We start from the raw sequence: 15,293 nt of genomic DNA on the forward strand, positions 1-15,293 counted from the left end.
TTGTTTTTGTTTCAGCAGCAATGTTACGAGAAATCAGTATCGCGCGTATACATGTCAGGAGAATGAATTTCTCTCAGGGAAGCACTGTCAGTTCAGGTGTCTGTCCGATGAATTCGAGGCGCTGGCGCAGGGCTTCTGTGACGAAAATCCGGTTGTCGCGGTCGATGCGCAAAACGAGGCCGATTTCCATCTTCTTTGCCATGTCGCGCCAGCCGTCCGGGCCGGCGATGAAGATCGGCTTGGACGTGGCGTCCGACAAGGTGCCGGAGCGCGGTCCGGCCGGAATGAGCACGGTAACGGCCTGCGTGTGGTCGGCCGGGTAGCCGGTACGCGGATCGAGCAGGTGGGCGTAGCGCCGGCTATCGACCTCGAAGAAGCGCTGGTAGTCGCCCGAGGTGCCGATGGCTTCGCCGTCGGCCAGGGTGACGGTGGCCAGCGGACCGGGCTGGCGCGGGTGCTGGATGCCGACGCGCCACGGCTTGCCTTGCTTGCTGCCGAGCGCCATGACATTGCCGCCGATGTTGATCAGCGCGTTGTTGATGCCCTGGGCGCGCAGGATGGCAGCGGCGTGGTCGAGGGCGACGCCTTTGAGGTAGCCGCCAAAATCGAGGGCGACATTGGGGTTGCGGCTGCGCACGGTGGTGCCGTCAAGGCTGATGTCGGCGATCGAAGGTTTGCTCGCCAGCCAGGCCTTGATGTCGGCCGGCGGCGGCAGTTCGGCCTTGAATTCATCGGCCTGGAAGCCCCACAGCTTGATGAGCTGGCCAATGCCGGGATCGAACAGGTAGTCGCCCTGTTTTGACAGGGCTTGGGCTTCCTGAATGAATTCGGCCAGTTCCGGGGTCACTTTCCACGGTCGACCGGAAAAAATGGCCGAATTCAAAGTCGTCAGTTCGGATTCCTGCCAGGCGTGATAGGCCCGGTGCAGGCGGTCGAACTCGCGCAGCACGGCGGCGATGGCCTTGCGCCCCTGTTCCGGGTCTTCGCTGACGACCAGCACTTCGACGCGGGTGCCGAAGACGTAGGCCTGTTGTTCCTGCAATGGTGTACGGCCGCAGGCGGTGAGGAGCAGGGCGCAAAGCGCCGCCAGGAAAAGCTTCAGGAAAGGTGTCAGCTGAGGCCGCATGCGTGTTCGATGGCGGTGATGAAAGCGCCGGCCGCATCGAAGCCCGACTGCTGACGGATTTCGACCATGCAGGTCGGGCTGGTCACGTTGATTTCGGTCAGGAGGTCGCCGATGACGTCGATGCCGATCAGCATTAGCCCGCGTTTGAAAAGGATAGGACCGAGTGCTTCGGCGATTTCCCGGTCACGGGCCGAGAGTTCCTGGGCGACGCCAGTGCCGCCGACGGCGAGGTTGCCACGCGTTTCGCCAGCCTTGGGAATGCGCGCCAGGCAAAAGGGTACCGGCTTGCCGGCGATGATCAGGATGCGTTTGTCGCCGTGGCTGATCTCGGGCACGTAGCGCTGCGCCATGATCGTCCGGGCGCCTTCGTGGGTCAGCGTTTCGACGATGACGTTGCGGTTCGGGTCGTTGCGATGGACGCGGAAAATCTGGCTGCCGCCCATGCCGTCGAGCGGCTTGAGGATGACGTCGCGCTCTTCGTCAATGAAATGATGGATTTGCGCCATGTCGCGGCTGATCGCGGTGGTCGGGGCAAAGTGGGCGAATTCCATGAGCGCCAGCTTTTCCGAATGATCGCGCAGCGCCCGCGGCCGGTTGAAGACCTTGACGCCGTCGGCCTCGGCCCGTTCGAGCAGCCAAGTCGCGGTCAGGTATTCGAAATCGAAGGGCGGATCCTTGCGCATGATGACGCCGTCGAAGGCTGTCAGTGGCAGCCATTCGCGGCCGGTTTCGCGGTACCAGTCGTGGTCGTCCGGGCGCAGCAGCAGGTGCGTTGCCTCGCCGACCACGCCGCCGGGGTGACCGGCCTCCGGCTTGCGCCAGCCGAGCGTCGCGGCGTTGATGGCGTAAACATCGTGGCCATGGTTTTCGGCGGCGCGCATCATGGCGATGGAAGAATCCTTCCACGCCTTGAGATGCTCGAGCGGATCGACGATGAATGCCAGTTTCAACGACCGGGCGCTGCCGCCGAGCAGGTGTTTCTCGAAGTGGAGTTGCTGAGCCACGGCGCTCAGTCGTTTTCCGGCGCCGTGCGCTCAAGTTCGATGGCCGCCGCCAGACAGGCCAGCCGGCCGACCACGCCGTAGGCGTAGAAGCGGTTGGGCGCGGCGTCCGGGTTGTTGCAGCCGTAGTCGGGCATGTTGCAGCCGGTCTCGAAGGCCAGCGGCTCGAAATGCATGCCCGGCGCGTTGAGGTTCTCGTCCTTGCCGCGGCCGGTGTGCACGCGGTAGAAGCCGCCGACGACGTAGCGGTCGATCATGTAAATGACCGGCTCGGCAACAGCCTCGTTGAGCGTTTCGAAGGAATGTACGCCTTCCTGGATGAGCACTTCGGAGACTTCCAAGCCTTCCTTGACGACGCTCATCTTGTTGCGCTGCTTGCGGTTAAGGGCGATGACTTCATCGACATTGCGCACGGTCATGATGCCCATGCCGTAGGTCCCGGCATCGGCTTTGACGACGACGTAGGGCGTCTCTTCGATGTCGTATTCGCGGTATTTTTCCTTGACGATGTCGAGCACGGCCGAGACGTTGGCGGCCAGGCATTCCTCGCCCTGACGCTCATGGAAATTGACGCTGCGGCAGACCGAGAAAGCCGGATTGATGCGCCACGGATCGATGCCGATGGCCTTGGCGAAATCGTTGGCGACCTGATCGTAGGCGGCGAAGTGGTTGGACTTGCGGCGCACGGCCCAGCCGGCATGCACCGGCGGCAGCACGACCTGTTCGTTGAGGCCTTGCAGGATGGCTGGAATGCCGGCCGACAGATCGTTGTTGAGCAGGATGGCGCAGGGGTCGAAACCGTCGAGGCCGAGGCGGTGCTGGGTACGGACCAGCGGTTCGAGCAGGAGTTGCTGGCCATTCGGCAACTCAACAGGTGTCGGCTGAGTGATTTCCGGATTCAGCGAGCCAAGGCGCACGTTGAGGCCGGTCTGCTTGAGGATGGCGGCGATCTGGGCGACGTTCTGCAGGTAGAACTGGTTGCGCGTGTGGTTCTCGGGAATGAGCAGCAGGCTGCGTGCTTCCGGGCAGAATTTTTCGATGGCGCTCATCGCCGCCTGCACGCAGAGCGGCAGGAAGGCGGGGTTGAGGTTGTTGAAGCCGCCGGGAAACAGATTGGTGTCGACCGGCGCCAGCTTGAAGCCGGAATTGCGCAGGTCGCACGACGAATAGAAGGGCGGTGTGTGCTCGAGCCATTGGCCGCGCAGCCAGTGTTCAATCTGCGGGCTGGCAGCGAGGAAGCGGCGCTCGAGCTCGAGCAGGGGGCCGGTGAGGGCGGTGGTGAGGTGTGGAACCATGTGCTGTGTCTCAATCCAGGGGTTTTTATTTTGGCTGCAAATCTTACACCGCAGTGCAGCAAATGTGCGCCCTTGCTGCGGTCAACCCCTTGAAAACAGGTAAAATTCACCCCTTCGTTTTGCCGCTTTTTTGAGATAGGAATCGTAGTGCTCGTCGCCGCCAATATCACCATGCAGTTCGGGGTCAAACCCCTGTTCGAGAACGTCAATGTCAAATTCGGCGAGGGCTACCGCTATGGCCTGATCGGCGCCAACGGCGCCGGCAAGTCGACCTTCATGAAGATCCTGTGCGGCGCGCTCGAACCTTCGGCCGGCAATGTCTCGAAAGACAAACACGAGCGCATGGCCTACCTCAAGCAGGACCAGTTCGCTTACGAAGACATGCGCGTCCTCGACGTCGTGCTCATGGGCCACGAGGAAATGTGGGCCTGCATGAGCGAGCGCGACGCCATCTACGCCAATCCGGAAGCGACCGAAGACGACTACATGAAGGCCGCCGATCTCGAGCATCAATTCGGCGAGTTCGATGGCTACACGGCCGAATCGCGTGCCGGCGAACTGTTGCTCGGCGTCGGCATCCCGATCGACCAGCACAACGGCCCGATGAGCCAGGTGGCGCCCGGCTGGAAGCTGCGCGTCCTCCTCTGCCAGGCGCTGTTCGCCAACCCGGACATCCTGTTGCTCGACGAACCGACCAACAACCTTGATATCAACACCATTCGCTGGCTCGAAGACACCCTCAATGCCCGCGACTCGACGATGATCATCATCTCCCACGATCGCCACTTCCTGAATCAGGTCTGTACCCACATGGCCGACCTCGATTACGGCAAGATCACGACCTACGCCGGCAATTACGACGACTTCATGGAAGCCGCCCAGCAGGCCCGCGAACGTCTGTCGAATGCCAACGCCAAGGCCAAGGAACGGATCGCCGAACTGCAGACCTTCGTCCGCCGCTTCTCGGCCAATGCCTCGAAGGCCAAGCAGGCGACCAGCCGCGTCAAGCTGATCGAAAAGCTCAAGCCGGAAGACATGAAGCCATCGTCGCGCCAGTACCCGTGGATTCGCTTCGATTACGACGAGAAGCAGAAGCTGCACCGTCAGGCCGTCGAAATCGAGAACGTTTCCTTCACCTACGAAGGCGGCGAGCGCAAGATTTTCAACAACCTGACGCTGACCATCAACGCCGGTGAAAAGATTGCCGTGATCGGTGAAAACGGCGTCGGCAAGACCACGCTGCTCAAGCTGCTGATGGGCGAAGTGACGCCGCAATTTGGCACCATCAAGTGGGCCGAAAAAGCCTACCCGGGCTACTACGCGCAGGACCACAGCACCCAGTTCGCCGGCGAAGAAAGCCTGACTGAATGGATCGCCGGCTACGCCCGCGCCACCATCGAAGACGGCGGCGACCTCGAAACCCTGATCCGCGGCACGCTGGGCCGTCTGCTTTTCTCGGGCGACGAAGTGAAGAAGTCGGTCAACGTCATTTCCGGTGGCGAGCAGGGCCGCATGCTGTTCGGCAAGCTCATGCTGTCGAAACACAACGTGCTGCTCATGGACGAACCGACCAATCACCTCGACATGGAATCAATCGAATCGCTGAACAGTGGGCTGGAGAAATTCCCCGGTACGCTGGTCTTCGTGTCACATGACCGCGAATTCGTTTCGTCGCTGTCTACCCGCGTGCTGGAAGTAAAGAACGACGGCCGGATTATCGATTACCTCGGCGGCTATGAGGATTACCTGGCTTCGCAGGGCGTCGAATAAACGCCATTCCCGCGCGAGCGGGAATCCAGGCATTTCATTTTTAGCCGTTTTTTCCGGTTGACCGTGGCAAGCCCGGTTTGACCGAGGAAGGCCGAAACGCAACGCGTTTTCGGCCTTTTTTCTATTAGATCTTGCCGCCGGCAGCCAAGGTGCGGATAAGGCGCACGCAATCGACGTCGGACTGGTGATAGGCCGACTTCACGTATTCGATATAGGCCCGTTCCTCGGAGTTCGGATCGGTCGCCAGCGTCGTCTGGTAGGCAAAGCGCAGGAACAGGAAGCCCGGTTCCGGCTCCTCAATTGTGATCATCAGGCTGCCGCCGGGATGGACCTCGGACGGCTGGATGTCGAAACGCACCGAGGTCATGACGGCCAGCGTCACCCGGTCGTGAATCACGGCCGGGCCGAAATCCAGCTCGCGGAGCAGCGTATCGGCCTGCCGTTCAAGAATGGTGCACGATTCCAGTCCGGGCAGGAAAGGAACGGCATTTTCGACGCGGTGGAGCAGTCCCTGCCACAACTGATCGCGGGTCATGGTCTCGACCAGCGGATTTTCCGGGTCGTTGATTTGTATGAGATGTTCGAAATTCATGGGGCGGATGTTAACATCTCGACCATGCAACTAGAACGTATCCTCCAAAAACACGGTTTCGGCTCCCGCAGGGAATGCCGGGGCCTCATCCGCCGTGATCGTGTCGCGGTCAACGGCAAGATTTGCGACGATCCTTTCGTCGAACTCGACACCGAAGGCCTGGTTTTCACCGTCGATGGCGTCGATTGGCCCTATGCCGAATTCGCCACGCTGATGCTCAACAAGCCGGCCGGCTACGAGTGCTCGCGCAAGCCGAAACATCACGCCAGCGTCCTCGAACTGCTGCCCGTGCCCTTGCGCGAACGCGATGTCCAGCCGATTGGCCGCCTCGACGAGGACACCACCGGTCTGCTGCTGATCACCGATGACGGCCAGTTAAACCACCAGCTCTCCTCGGCTAAACGCAAGGTGCCGAAGGTTTATCTGGCAACGACCAAGCACCCGCTCGATCAGGCGCAGATCGACCAGCTGCTGGCCGGCGTCGTGCTCGCCGACGAGTACGAAACGATTGCCGCGGCTGCTGCCGAAATTGTCGGTCCCAACCAGCTACGCCTGACCCTGACTGAAGGCAAATACCATCAGGTCAAACGCATGGTCGCTGCCGTCAGCAACCGCGTCGAGGCGCTGCATCGCGAGGCGGTGGGCGAACTGACGCTGCCACCCGACCTCAAGCCCGGCGAGTGGCGCTGGCTGTCGGCGGCCGACCTGCAAAAACTGGGCTATTCGCAATGACCCTGACCGAAATGCGCTACATCGTGGCCCTGGCCCGCGAGCGGCATTTCGGCAAGGCAGCAGACGCCTGCCACGTTAGCCAGCCAACCTTGTCAGTGGCGCTCAAGAAGGTCGAAGGCCAGCTCGGTTCGCCGCTTTTTGAACGGGGCGCCAGCGATGTCCGCATCACCCCGCTCGGCGAGCGTATCGTCGCCCAGGCCACCCGCGTGCTCGAAGAGGCCGTCAAACTCGAAGAGATCGCCGAAGCGACGGGCGAACCGCTGAGCGGCCAACTCCGTGTCGGCATCATCTACACCATTGCGCCCTACCTGCTGCCCCAGTTGATTCCAGCGCTGAGCAAGCAGGCGCCGAAAATGCCGCTCTTTCTCAAGGAAGATTTCACGGCCAACCTGATTCCCGCGCTCAAGGCCGGTGAACTTGACGTCATCGTCATCGCGCTGCCCTTTGCCGAACCCGGTTTGGTCGCCCAGCCGGTGTACGACGAGCCGTTCCGGGTTGTCGTCCCGGCCAGCCACCCGTGGGCTTCCCGCTCGGACGTCAATGGCGACGAACTCGACGGCCAGAACCTGCTTCTGCTCGGCCAAGGCAACTGCTTCCGCGATCAGGTTCTCGAATCCTGCCCCCGCCTCAGCGCGCCGGATGCGCTCGAACACTCGCTCGAAGGCAGTTCGCTCGAAACCATCCGCTACATGGTCGCCAGCGGCGCCGGCGTCGCGGTGATGCCGAGCACGGCAGCCGACCCGCTGATCACCAAGGAGCCGATGGTCAAAGTGCTGCCCTTTGCCGGTGTTCAGCCCAAGCGCACGGTCGGCCTCGTCTGGCGCATCACCTTCCCCCGCCCGCAAGCCATCGACGCTGTCCGCGCCGCGCTGCTCTCCTGCCAGCTACCGGGAGCCTCGGCAGTGCGCTGAGGTTTCACGTGGAACGGTGGGTTCGACAGCACTCTCGACAGCATTCTTTTCGCAGTGCGAAAAAAAGCCCTCTGCGTTTCCGGAGGGCTTTTTGTTGATCTGCTGCCAGTAAATCAGGTCGCCGCGTCGGCTTTCTTCTTGGCCGGCGCCTTGGGTTTGGCCACCTTTTTCTCGAACTCAAAGCCAACCTTGCCATCCTTGGCTACCAGGTAGGCCGAGAACTTGCGGCGGGTGCGGTTGGAGACGAATTCCTTGAGCAAGTCGGTCTTGCCTTCGGCCAGCAGCTTTTTCATCTGGCCCAACTCAATGGGCTGTTGAAGAATGATCTTGCCTGAGCGGAAGTCACAGGTCTTGTCCGGGCCAACCGATTTTTCGCAGACGTAGGAATTGCCGTGGTCGAAAACATTGCTGGCGCATTTCGGGCATTTGCCGATGCTTTCCTGGGCCGAGAAGTCGACTGGCTCGGCATCCGCCGCGTCGGCCTTGTCCTGACCGAAGTCGAATTCCGGTTCCTTGTTGTCGTTGAGCTTGATGGCGGCGGAGAAGGTGCGGCCCATCTTGTTGCGGAAGCCGGTCAGCGGGCCGATCGTGCCTTCGTTGATCAGGGCGTCGATTTCAGCCGGTTCGAACTGGCGGCCGGCGACTATCTTCCACAGCGAGTAGTCGCAGCCACCACACTGGAATTTCTTGTAGGTTTCGCGAATTTCGCCGCCGCAGCGCGGGCATTTCGCGGTCAACACGCCGAAATCGCCGGGAATGGTGTCGGCTTCGTAGTGCTTGGCGCGTTCGACCATGTGTCGCGTCATTTCGGCAATTTCGCGCATGAATTCCTCGCGCGTGAATTCACCCTTTTCGATGCGGCCGAGCTTCCACTCCCAGTCGCCGGTTAGTTCCGGCTGGGTCAGTTCGTTGATGCCGAGGCCGTTGAGCAGCGTCATGAGCGAGAAAGCCTTGGCCGTCGGGATCAGTTCGCGGCCTTCGCGGTGCATGTATTGCTCGCCGATCAGGTTTTCGATGATCTGGGCGCGTGTCGCTGGCGTGCCGAGGCCACGGCCGGCCATGGCCGCCTTGAGTTCCTCGTCGTCGACCATCTTGCCGGCGCCTTCCATGGCGGAGAGCAGGGTGGCTTCAGAGTAGCGTGGCGGCGGCTTGGTGGCGTTGGCCTTGACGGTGACTTCTTCGGTTTTGACCTTTTCCTTGGCGTCGACCGCAACCAGGTTGCCGTCATCGCCGTCCTGGCCTTCCTTGCCATAAACGGCCAGCCAGCCCGGATTGACCAGTACCTTGCCTTCGGTCTTGAAGGGCTGGCGTTCGACACGGGTGATGCGGGTGGTCACCATGTACTCGGCGGCCGGGAAGAAGACGGACAGGAAGCGTTTGACGACGAAGTCGTAGAGCTTCTGTTCGAGTTCGTTGAGGCTTTTCGGGGCCTGCGGCGTCGGAATGATGGCGAAGTGATCGCTGATTTTGGCGTTGTTGAAGATGCGCTTGTTCGGCAACACCCAGTTGCGGGCCAGGATCTGGTGGGCAAACGGCGAGTAGCGGGCGAGCAGCACCTCGTCGTGACCCTTGCCGGCGCCTTCTCCGGTCAGGATGGTCAGTGTTTCCTTGACGGTGGGCAGGTAGTCTTCCGGCAGGCAGCGCGAATCGGTCCGCGGGTAGGTCAGGACCTTGTGTTTTTCATACAGCGCCTGGGCCAGCGAGAGCGTGGTCTTGGCCGAGAAACCGAAGCGGCTGTTGGCTTCGCGCTGCAGGGTGGTCAAATCGAAGAGCGCCGGGGCCATCCGGGTTTCCGGCTTGGCTTCTTCGGTGACTTCGCCAGGCTTGCCAAGGGTGGCGGCACGGATGGCATCGGCCTTGTTTTGTTCCCACAGGCGATCAGCGCGGGCGTGTTCGTCGTCGTTCTTGCCCTTGAAACTTTCGTCGAACCACTTGCCTTTGTAACTACCGGCTTTGGCGGTGAATTCGGCTTCGACTTCCCAGTAGTCGCGCGGCTTGAATTCGCGGATACGTTTTTCGCGCTCGACGACGATGGCCAGCGTCGGGGTCTGAACGCGGCCGACGGTGGTCAGGTGGAAACCGCCGGTCTTCGAATTGAAGGCGGTCATCGCCCGTGTGCCATTGATGCCGACCAGCCAGTCGGATTCAGAGCGGCAGACGGCGGCGTCGCCGAGGCCCTGCATTTCGTTGCCATTGCGTAGCCGCGAGAAACCGTCGCGGATGGCGCCTTGCGTCATCGATTGCAGCCATAGCCGTTGTACCGGTTTGCCGGACTTGGTGTGCTGGGCGATGTAATTGAAGATCAATTCACCTTCACGCCCCGCGTCACAGGCATTGATCAGGGCGCTGACATCCTTGCGCTTGATCAGCTTGGCCAGCACCTTGAGACGGGATTCGGTCTTCTCTATCGGCTTCAGCGCAAAGTGTGGCGGGATGACGGGCAGGTGAGCAAACGACCATTTGCCGCGCTTGACCTCGAATTCCTCGGGGCAGGCGAGTTCCAGCAGGTGACCGACAGCCGAGGAAATGACGTGGGTGTCACTTTCGAAATAGTCGTCGTGCTTGGTGAAGCCCCCCAGCGCTTTGGCGATGTCGGCAGCGACGGAAGGTTTCTCGGCAATAATCAGCTTTTTGGTCATGTTGGGGCCTGTGGAGTCCGGGGCATGATAAGTGCCCGGTGCGCGGCTTGGCAAGCCGTCTCTATATATAAGGGGCCTAGCTTAGACGCTGGTAGCGGTTGCCGGGCAGGGGGGCGATTTTGCCCGAGAGTTCGAGCATCAGGAGTTCGGGGAGCAATAGTTCAGCGCTCTGGCCGGTGTAGACGACGAGGTCGTCCAGACTGCATGGATCGTGGCCGATGGCGGCGAGTACTGGGTGTTCGTCGTCAGTCGGGGTAGTTTCCAGTTGTTCTTCCGGAGAAGTGAAGTTACCTAGTTCTTCCAGAATATCGTTTGCCGTTTCGACCAGTTTGGCGCCCTGCTTGATCAGTTTGTGACAACCGCGAGCAACGGGCGAGTGTATGGAGCCGGGGATGGCGAAAACCTCGCGTCCTTGTTCGCCGGCGAGGCGTGCCGTGATCAATGAGCCGCTTTCTGGGGCCGCCTCGACGACCAGTACGCCGCGCGAGAGGCCGGAAATGATGCGGTTGCGCCGCGGGAAATTGGCGGCAATTGAGGGCGTTCCAAGCGGAAATTCGGAAATGACGGCGCCGTGCTCGACAATGGCCAGCGCTAGTTCCTTGTTGCGGGCGGGGTAGATGCGGTCGGCTCCGGTGCCAATGACGGCAATCGTATCGCCACCCGCCGCCAGCGCGCCGCGGTGGGCGGCTGCATCAATGCCGAGTGCCAGTCCGCTGACGATGCAGAGGCCTTTACCGGCTAGCGTCTTGGCAAAGTTCTCAGAGGTTTGCAGGCCTTGCGGTGTCGCATTTCGGCTGCCGACCATTGCAAGGCAGCGCATCTTGAGTATGGTGGGATTGCCGCGAACGTAAAGCAGGCTGGGTGGGTCGGCGATTTCGAGCAGCGCCTTAGGGTACGCGTCGTCGGCCAGAGTCAGGATATGCTGCCCCGGCTGACTGGCCCACTCGATGCTGCGGTCGACCTCTGCCGCCGGATCAAAATCAAAGAGCAGGTCGGCGCGGTCGCCGATAACGCTGCGTGCAGCGAGTCGCCCGGCGGCGAAAACAGCCTCGGGTAAACCGAAAGCGGCGAGTAGCTTTCTTTGCGACTCGCCGCCGATACCGGGGATAAGCGTCAGCCGCAACCAGGCGGCCAAGCCTTCGGAGATGATCACGGGTTTCTTGCCGAATCCCCAATGATGACTGATTTGGATGAGCTGACGACCAGAGCGTAGGCAACCCGGTCGAAGACTCGGAAGACGAAGGCCAATCCGTACCGTTCTTCTGGTACAGGAGTATCGGTTCGAATGCCGTCATCGTCGATATTTGTTGAAACGCGATTGCGGAATAGCGCAACGACGTGGCCGACTTCAAGTCCATCATTCTTGCCGCGGGTCAGGGAGACGACGGATGTTGTCCCACCTTCTTGAACGCCGCCATAGATCGACATGACTCTGGCTTCGATTGCCTGATCCGGGCGGTGTGGAACATAGGAGATGATTTCTGGCGGCCGGGCCGGGATCAGTTCGTCACCGCGCGCAATTTCTTCTTTAGCCAGCGTGACGCGTAGCGTAGCTGGTTCGCCCGGCTTGATCAGACGAGCATTGCCGAGGTAAAAGGCCTCATAAGCAAGGATCTCTCCGGTTTTCGGATCCTTCAGCGGCTTGCCCTTGCGGAAAATTTGCCATTTTTCGACGCTGCCATCGGGGATCCCATTGGCGTAGAAAGAGTCGCCTGTACCGAGCAGCATGCGGTCTTCCTGAGCTGCGACGATTACTGTTTTGCTGTTGCTTCCGCTTGACTCGACGATCAGTGGCTGGGAAATGAACGGCTCAATGATATTCGACGGAATGCTTGGGATGACCAGCTCGCCGGGGGTGCTATGAATCATCGGCTGGACCTTGCCGTCCTGGCCGGTGACACGCTTGGCCATTTTGAGGCGTGGTGATCCGCTCGATGTATCGAGCAGGATGATGTCACCAGGATAAATCCAGTGCGGGTTCTTGATTTCTTCCTTGTTCATCTGCCAGATTTCCGGCCAGCGCCAAGGTTGCTTGAGGAATTTGCCCGAAATGCCCCACAGGGTGTCGCCTTTGACGACGATGTGGCGGTCAGGTGGGTTATCGACGAGCGTTAGCGGCTCGGCGGCCGATGCGCAGGCGGCCGTCACGGCCAGGATGAGCGCGGATATAATGCGAACCATAGTCGTAACCTCACGTGCCGGCGGAACGCATTACCGTCGTCGCAGTCTCAATACAGCGGCGATCAATTTGCGTTCCATATCTCGGGAATTGCTTTAGATTCTGCACGTAATAACCTAATCGAGCAAGCTTTTATTCCTATTTTCATATGGCCCTCTTACCCATTTTGCGTTTCCCCGACCCGCGTCTGAAAAAGGTGGCGGCACTTGTTACCAAGGTCGATGACAGCACCCGAAAACTGGTCGCCGACATGGCAGAAACCATGTACGAGGCACCGGGAATCGGTTTGGCCGCGACTCAGGTCGATGTGCACAAGCGCATCGTTGTAATTGATGTCTCTGAGGACAAGAGCGAGCTGCAGGTTTTCATCAATCCGACCCTTGGCCGGTGCGAAGGCTCGCAGATCGGCGAGGAAGGTTGCCTGTCGGTGCCCGGTATTTACGACAAGGTGGAGCGTGCCGAACGGGTGTCGGTGACGTATCTCGACCTTGATGGCAAGCAGCACACGCTGGAGGCCGAGGGCCTGCTGGCGGTGTGCATCCAGCACGAAATCGACCATCTCAACGGGACGGTGTTCGTCGATCACCTGTCGCTGCTTAAACAGACTCGGATCAAGAACAAGATGGCCAAACAAGCGCGCGTTACCGCATGAAGCTGATTTTTGCCGGGACACCGGAATTTGCCGCGCAGGCTTTGCAGGCCATTGTTGCTGCCGGGCACGAAGTGGCGCTGGTATTGACGCAGCCGGATCGGCCGGCCGGGCGTGGCATGAGCTTGCAGCCGTCGGCGGTCAAAAGGGTGGCGCTTGAGCACGGCATTGAGGTCTTCCAGCCGTTGGCGCTTAAGGATGCCGAGGCGCAGGCGAAGATCGCCGCGATTGGTGCCGAGGTCATGGTCGTTGCTGCCTACGGTCTGATCCTGCCGCAGGTCGTGCTCGACTTGCCGCGTTTCGGCTGCATCAATATCCACGGCTCACTGTTGCCGCGCTGGCGTGGCGCGGCGCCGATCCAGCGTGCCCTGCTGGCCGGCGATGCCGTGACGGGTGTGTGCATCATGCAGATGGAGGCCGGGCTCGATACCGGGCCGGTGCTATTGCGCGGTGCGTTTCCCATTGAGGCCAGCGATACCACGGCTTCGCTGCACGACCGACTGGCCGAGCTTGGTGCTCAGCTCGTCGTCGAGGCGCTGGGCAAGCTGCCCCTGCAGGCCCAGCCGCAGCCGGCCGACGGCGTGACTTACGCGCACAAGATCGAAAAGGCCGAGGCCTTGATCGATTGGTCGAAGAGCGCGGCGGAACTGGATCGCCATATCCGTGCCTTCAACCCGTTTCCCGGTGCGCAGGCCTTGTTTGGCGGGCAGACGGTGAAATTGTGGCATGCAAGGCCGGTCGTTGGCGATGGCGAAATTGGCGCGATTTTGGCGGTTGACCGTAGCAGTGTCGTTGTCGCCTGTGGCGAAGGCGCGCTGGCGATTACTGAATTGCAGAAGGCCGGTGGCAAGCGTTTGCCGGTGCAGCAGTTTCTGGCCGGACATCCGCTGAAAGTTGGCGACCGCTTCGATATTCCGGCTTGATGTCCTCAGGCTGTGCCGACGCGGAGTGGTATTTCGCGAATGCTTGGCGGTAGCGTCCCGACGACCGCCAGACTGGGCCTTTCGCCCGGCTTCTGGTGGCGTAGCGTCAGGTATCGCAGGCAGGTGACGCGCAGGAAGGAGGCGAAGTTTTCGACTTCGCCGCGGTAGGCTTCGATTTCATCGTAGAGCTTGGCGATGAGTTGGTTGGTCGTCATTCCTTCGTTGCCGGCCAGTTCCGACAGGATGTCCCAGAACAGGTTTTCCAGCCGAATCTTGGTCACAAAGCCATGAATGCGTAGCGAGCGGGCCCGCGATTCGTAGAGCATCGGGTCGGCCTTGACGTAGATTTCACACATGCAGCCTCCTGGTCGGAACGGGCAACATCGGCGTGACGTTGCCCGGGCAGTTGGTCAAAGAATGATCTGGGTGCCAAGTAATGGCAGGAATTTGGCCAGCCAGGCCGGGTGCGCAGGCCAGGCCGGGGCGGTTACCAGATTGCCGTCCACCTGGGCCTGATCGACGGGAATGTCGGCATATTGTCCGCCGGCCAAACCGACTTCAGGGGCGCAGGCCGGGTAGGCGCTGCACGAACGACCATTAAGGACGCCCGCCGCTGCCAGCAGTTGTGCACCGTGGCAGATTGCCGCGATCGGTTTGCCGGTGTCGGCAAAGTGGCGAACCATGGCCAGGACTTCAGGGTTCAGGCGCAGGTATTCGGGGGCGCGACCGCCGGGAACGACCAGTGCGTCGTAATCTTCGGCGCGAATGTCGGCGAAGCTGGCGTTCAGCGTGAAGTTGTGGCCGGGCTTTTCGCTGTAGGTCTGGTCGCCCTCGAAGTCGTGGATGGCCGTGCGCACCGATTCGCCGGCCTTTTTGCCCGGGCAGGCGGCATGGACGGTGTGGCCGACCATGAGCAGTGCCTGGAAGGGCACCATGGTTTCGTAGTCTTCGGTGTAGTCACCGGTCAGCATGAGTATTTTTTTGGCAGCCATGTTTGTCTCCGTTGTCATGCCGCCGGCAATATCGCCAGCGGGCAGAATCATTGTCGGAGGATTTTGCGGCCGGCGGGTAGTAGCCGGCTGCTACTTTGCCGGTGCCAGACAGCCGCGTCCGACGCGTGTGCACTGCCGGTTTTCCGGCGCGAAACGGTCGATGACTTCGTCGAACAGGGCACTAGCCTTTGAGCTGTTGTCGCCACTAAAGTTGCAGACGTAAACATCAAGCGTGACGCTGGCGATCTCGGGCCAGGTGTGCACGGCGAGGTGGGATTCGGCGAGGACAACGGTGCCGGTAACGCCGGCCGGCTGGCCACCCGCGTCGTGGAAGGTATGGAATAGCCGGCCGACGACGGTCAGGCCGTGGCGCTGGCAGGCATCGACGCAGAACGTTTCGAGTGCCGACGCGTCGAGCAGGAAGCCCGGAGCGCAGCGGCAGTCGTGGAGGTCAGCGATCAGGTGCAGGCCGTTCATATGACAA

General features: G+C 61.0%; 15 protein-coding genes. 5 read left to right on the forward strand and 10 right to left on the reverse strand.

Annotated elements, in window-relative coordinates; translation table 11 throughout:
- Nucleotides 1–73: 73 nt before the first annotated feature.
- Genes WBK19_RS20110 through gshA form a run of 3 tightly spaced genes read right to left on the reverse strand, consistent with a single transcriptional unit; the run spans nucleotide 74 to nucleotide 3,422 of the window.
- A complete protein-coding gene (locus WBK19_RS20110) occupies nucleotides 74–1,126 on the reverse strand; it encodes an FAD:protein FMN transferase (RefSeq protein WP_511292846.1) in 1,053 nt (350 codons plus the stop codon).
- On the reverse strand, nucleotides 1,111–2,130 hold the full coding sequence (gshB, locus tag WBK19_RS20115; protein ID WP_511292847.1) for a glutathione synthase: 1,020 nt from the start codon (nucleotides 2,128–2,130) through the stop codon (nucleotides 1,111–1,113). Before gshB ends, WBK19_RS20110 begins: the two co-directional genes overlap by 16 nt.
- Before the next feature lie 5 nt (nucleotides 2,131–2,135).
- Complete coding sequence (gene gshA / locus WBK19_RS20120; RefSeq protein ID WP_511292848.1) at nucleotides 2,136–3,422, reverse strand: glutamate--cysteine ligase; 1,287 nt, start codon at nucleotides 3,420–3,422, stop codon at nucleotides 2,136–2,138.
- A 147-nt stretch (nucleotides 3,423–3,569) separates the two neighbouring features.
- Between gshA and WBK19_RS20125 the strand changes: the two genes are divergently transcribed.
- Complete coding sequence (locus tag WBK19_RS20125; protein WP_511292849.1) at nucleotides 3,570–5,192, forward strand: ABC-F family ATPase; 1,623 nt, start codon at nucleotides 3,570–3,572, stop codon at nucleotides 5,190–5,192.
- A 124-nt stretch (nucleotides 5,193–5,316) separates the two neighbouring features.
- Here the strand turns inward: WBK19_RS20125 and WBK19_RS20130 are convergent, their stop codons facing one another.
- Nucleotides 5,317–5,784, reverse strand: coding sequence for an SRPBCC family protein (locus WBK19_RS20130; RefSeq protein WP_511292850.1), 468 nt, complete (start codon nucleotides 5,782–5,784; stop codon nucleotides 5,317–5,319).
- A 24-nt stretch (nucleotides 5,785–5,808) separates the two neighbouring features.
- Here WBK19_RS20130 and WBK19_RS20135 point away from each other — a divergent pair, with 24 nt between their 5' ends.
- Together WBK19_RS20135 and WBK19_RS20140 are read left to right on the forward strand one after the other, a co-directional pair.
- Nucleotides 5,809–6,516 (forward strand): pseudouridine synthase, encoded by a 708-nt coding sequence (locus tag WBK19_RS20135; protein WP_511292851.1) that lies wholly within the window; start codon nucleotides 5,809–5,811, stop codon nucleotides 6,514–6,516.
- The gene (locus WBK19_RS20140; protein WP_511292852.1) at nucleotides 6,513–7,427 is read left to right on the forward strand and encodes a hydrogen peroxide-inducible genes activator; all 915 of its coding nucleotides are present in this window, start codon (nucleotides 6,513–6,515) and stop codon (nucleotides 7,425–7,427) included. The genes WBK19_RS20135 and WBK19_RS20140 overlap by 4 nt, the downstream gene beginning before the upstream one ends.
- Nucleotides 7,428–7,540: 113 nt before the next feature.
- Here the strand turns inward: WBK19_RS20140 and WBK19_RS20145 are convergent, their stop codons facing one another.
- The 3 genes from WBK19_RS20145 to WBK19_RS20155 form a co-directional block, all read right to left on the reverse strand.
- Entirely contained in the window at nucleotides 7,541–10,066 is a 2,526-nt protein-coding gene (locus WBK19_RS20145; protein WP_511292853.1) for a DNA topoisomerase III, read from the reverse strand.
- Nucleotides 10,067–10,142: 76 nt separating this feature from the next.
- Complete coding sequence (dprA, locus tag WBK19_RS20150; protein ID WP_511293094.1) at nucleotides 10,143–11,216, reverse strand: DNA-processing protein DprA; 1,074 nt, start codon at nucleotides 11,214–11,216, stop codon at nucleotides 10,143–10,145.
- Nucleotides 11,216–12,247: a LysM peptidoglycan-binding domain-containing protein gene (locus WBK19_RS20155; RefSeq protein WP_511292854.1), complete on the reverse strand. Its 1,032-nt coding sequence runs from the start codon at nucleotides 12,245–12,247 to the stop codon at nucleotides 11,216–11,218. The genes dprA and WBK19_RS20155 overlap by 1 nt, the downstream gene beginning before the upstream one ends.
- Nucleotides 12,248–12,393: 146 nt before the next feature.
- Here WBK19_RS20155 and def point away from each other — a divergent pair, with 146 nt between their 5' ends.
- Entirely contained in the window at nucleotides 12,394–12,897 is a 504-nt protein-coding gene (gene def, locus WBK19_RS20160; RefSeq protein ID WP_226496704.1) for a peptide deformylase, read from the forward strand.
- On the forward strand, nucleotides 12,894–13,817 hold the full coding sequence (gene fmt / locus WBK19_RS20165; RefSeq protein ID WP_511292855.1) for a methionyl-tRNA formyltransferase: 924 nt from the start codon (nucleotides 12,894–12,896) through the stop codon (nucleotides 13,815–13,817). The genes def and fmt overlap by 4 nt, the downstream gene beginning before the upstream one ends.
- 5 nt (nucleotides 13,818–13,822) lie before the next feature.
- Here fmt and WBK19_RS20170 read toward each other — a convergent pair whose 3' ends face one another.
- The 3 genes from WBK19_RS20170 to speD all read right to left on the reverse strand — a co-directional run bounded on the left by WBK19_RS20170 (nucleotide 13,823) and on the right by speD (nucleotide 15,286).
- Nucleotides 13,823–14,173 (reverse strand): ribbon-helix-helix domain-containing protein, encoded by a 351-nt coding sequence (locus tag WBK19_RS20170; RefSeq protein WP_511292856.1) that lies wholly within the window; start codon nucleotides 14,171–14,173, stop codon nucleotides 13,823–13,825.
- A gap of 54 nt (nucleotides 14,174–14,227) precedes the next feature.
- Entirely contained in the window at nucleotides 14,228–14,809 is a 582-nt protein-coding gene (locus WBK19_RS20175; RefSeq protein WP_511292857.1) for a DJ-1/PfpI family protein, read from the reverse strand.
- Between the two features lie 90 nt (nucleotides 14,810–14,899).
- A complete protein-coding gene (gene speD, locus WBK19_RS20180; RefSeq protein WP_511292858.1) occupies nucleotides 14,900–15,286 on the reverse strand; it encodes an adenosylmethionine decarboxylase in 387 nt (128 codons plus the stop codon).
- Between the last annotated feature and the right edge of the window lie 7 nt (nucleotides 15,287–15,293).

This window comes from Azonexus sp., from assembly GCF_049652925.1.
Classification (GTDB): Bacteria; Pseudomonadota; Gammaproteobacteria; order Burkholderiales; family Rhodocyclaceae; genus Azonexus.

What these genes read in the sequence shown, in the direction of transcription:
- WBK19_RS20130 (WP_511292850.1), bottom strand. Translation starts at nt 5,784, where the DNA reads ATGAATTTCGAACATCTCATACAAATCAACGACCCGGAAAATCCGCTG.
- def (WP_226496704.1), top strand. Translation starts at nt 12,394, where the DNA reads ATGGCCCTCTTACCCATTTTGCGTTTCCCCGACCCGCGTCTGAAAAAG.
- speD (WP_511292858.1), bottom strand. Translation starts at nt 15,286, where the DNA reads ATGAACGGCCTGCACCTGATCGCTGACCTCCACGACTGCCGCTGCGCT.
- WBK19_RS20155 (WP_511292854.1), bottom strand. Translation starts at nt 12,247, where the DNA reads ATGGTTCGCATTATATCCGCGCTCATCCTGGCCGTGACGGCCGCCTGC.
- WBK19_RS20135 (WP_511292851.1), top strand. Translation starts at nt 5,809, where the DNA reads ATGCAACTAGAACGTATCCTCCAAAAACACGGTTTCGGCTCCCGCAGG.
- WBK19_RS20140 (WP_511292852.1), top strand. Translation starts at nt 6,513, where the DNA reads ATGACCCTGACCGAAATGCGCTACATCGTGGCCCTGGCCCGCGAGCGG.
- WBK19_RS20145 (WP_511292853.1), bottom strand. Translation starts at nt 10,066, where the DNA reads ATGACCAAAAAGCTGATTATTGCCGAGAAACCTTCCGTCGCTGCCGAC.
- WBK19_RS20110 (WP_511292846.1), bottom strand. Translation starts at nt 1,126, where the DNA reads ATGCGGCCTCAGCTGACACCTTTCCTGAAGCTTTTCCTGGCGGCGCTT.
- fmt (WP_511292855.1), top strand. Translation starts at nt 12,894, where the DNA reads ATGAAGCTGATTTTTGCCGGGACACCGGAATTTGCCGCGCAGGCTTTG.
- WBK19_RS20175 (WP_511292857.1), bottom strand. Translation starts at nt 14,809, where the DNA reads ATGGCTGCCAAAAAAATACTCATGCTGACCGGTGACTACACCGAAGAC.
- gshA (WP_511292848.1), bottom strand. Translation starts at nt 3,422, where the DNA reads ATGGTTCCACACCTCACCACCGCCCTCACCGGCCCCCTGCTCGAGCTC.
- WBK19_RS20170 (WP_511292856.1), bottom strand. Translation starts at nt 14,173, where the DNA reads ATGTGTGAAATCTACGTCAAGGCCGACCCGATGCTCTACGAATCGCGG.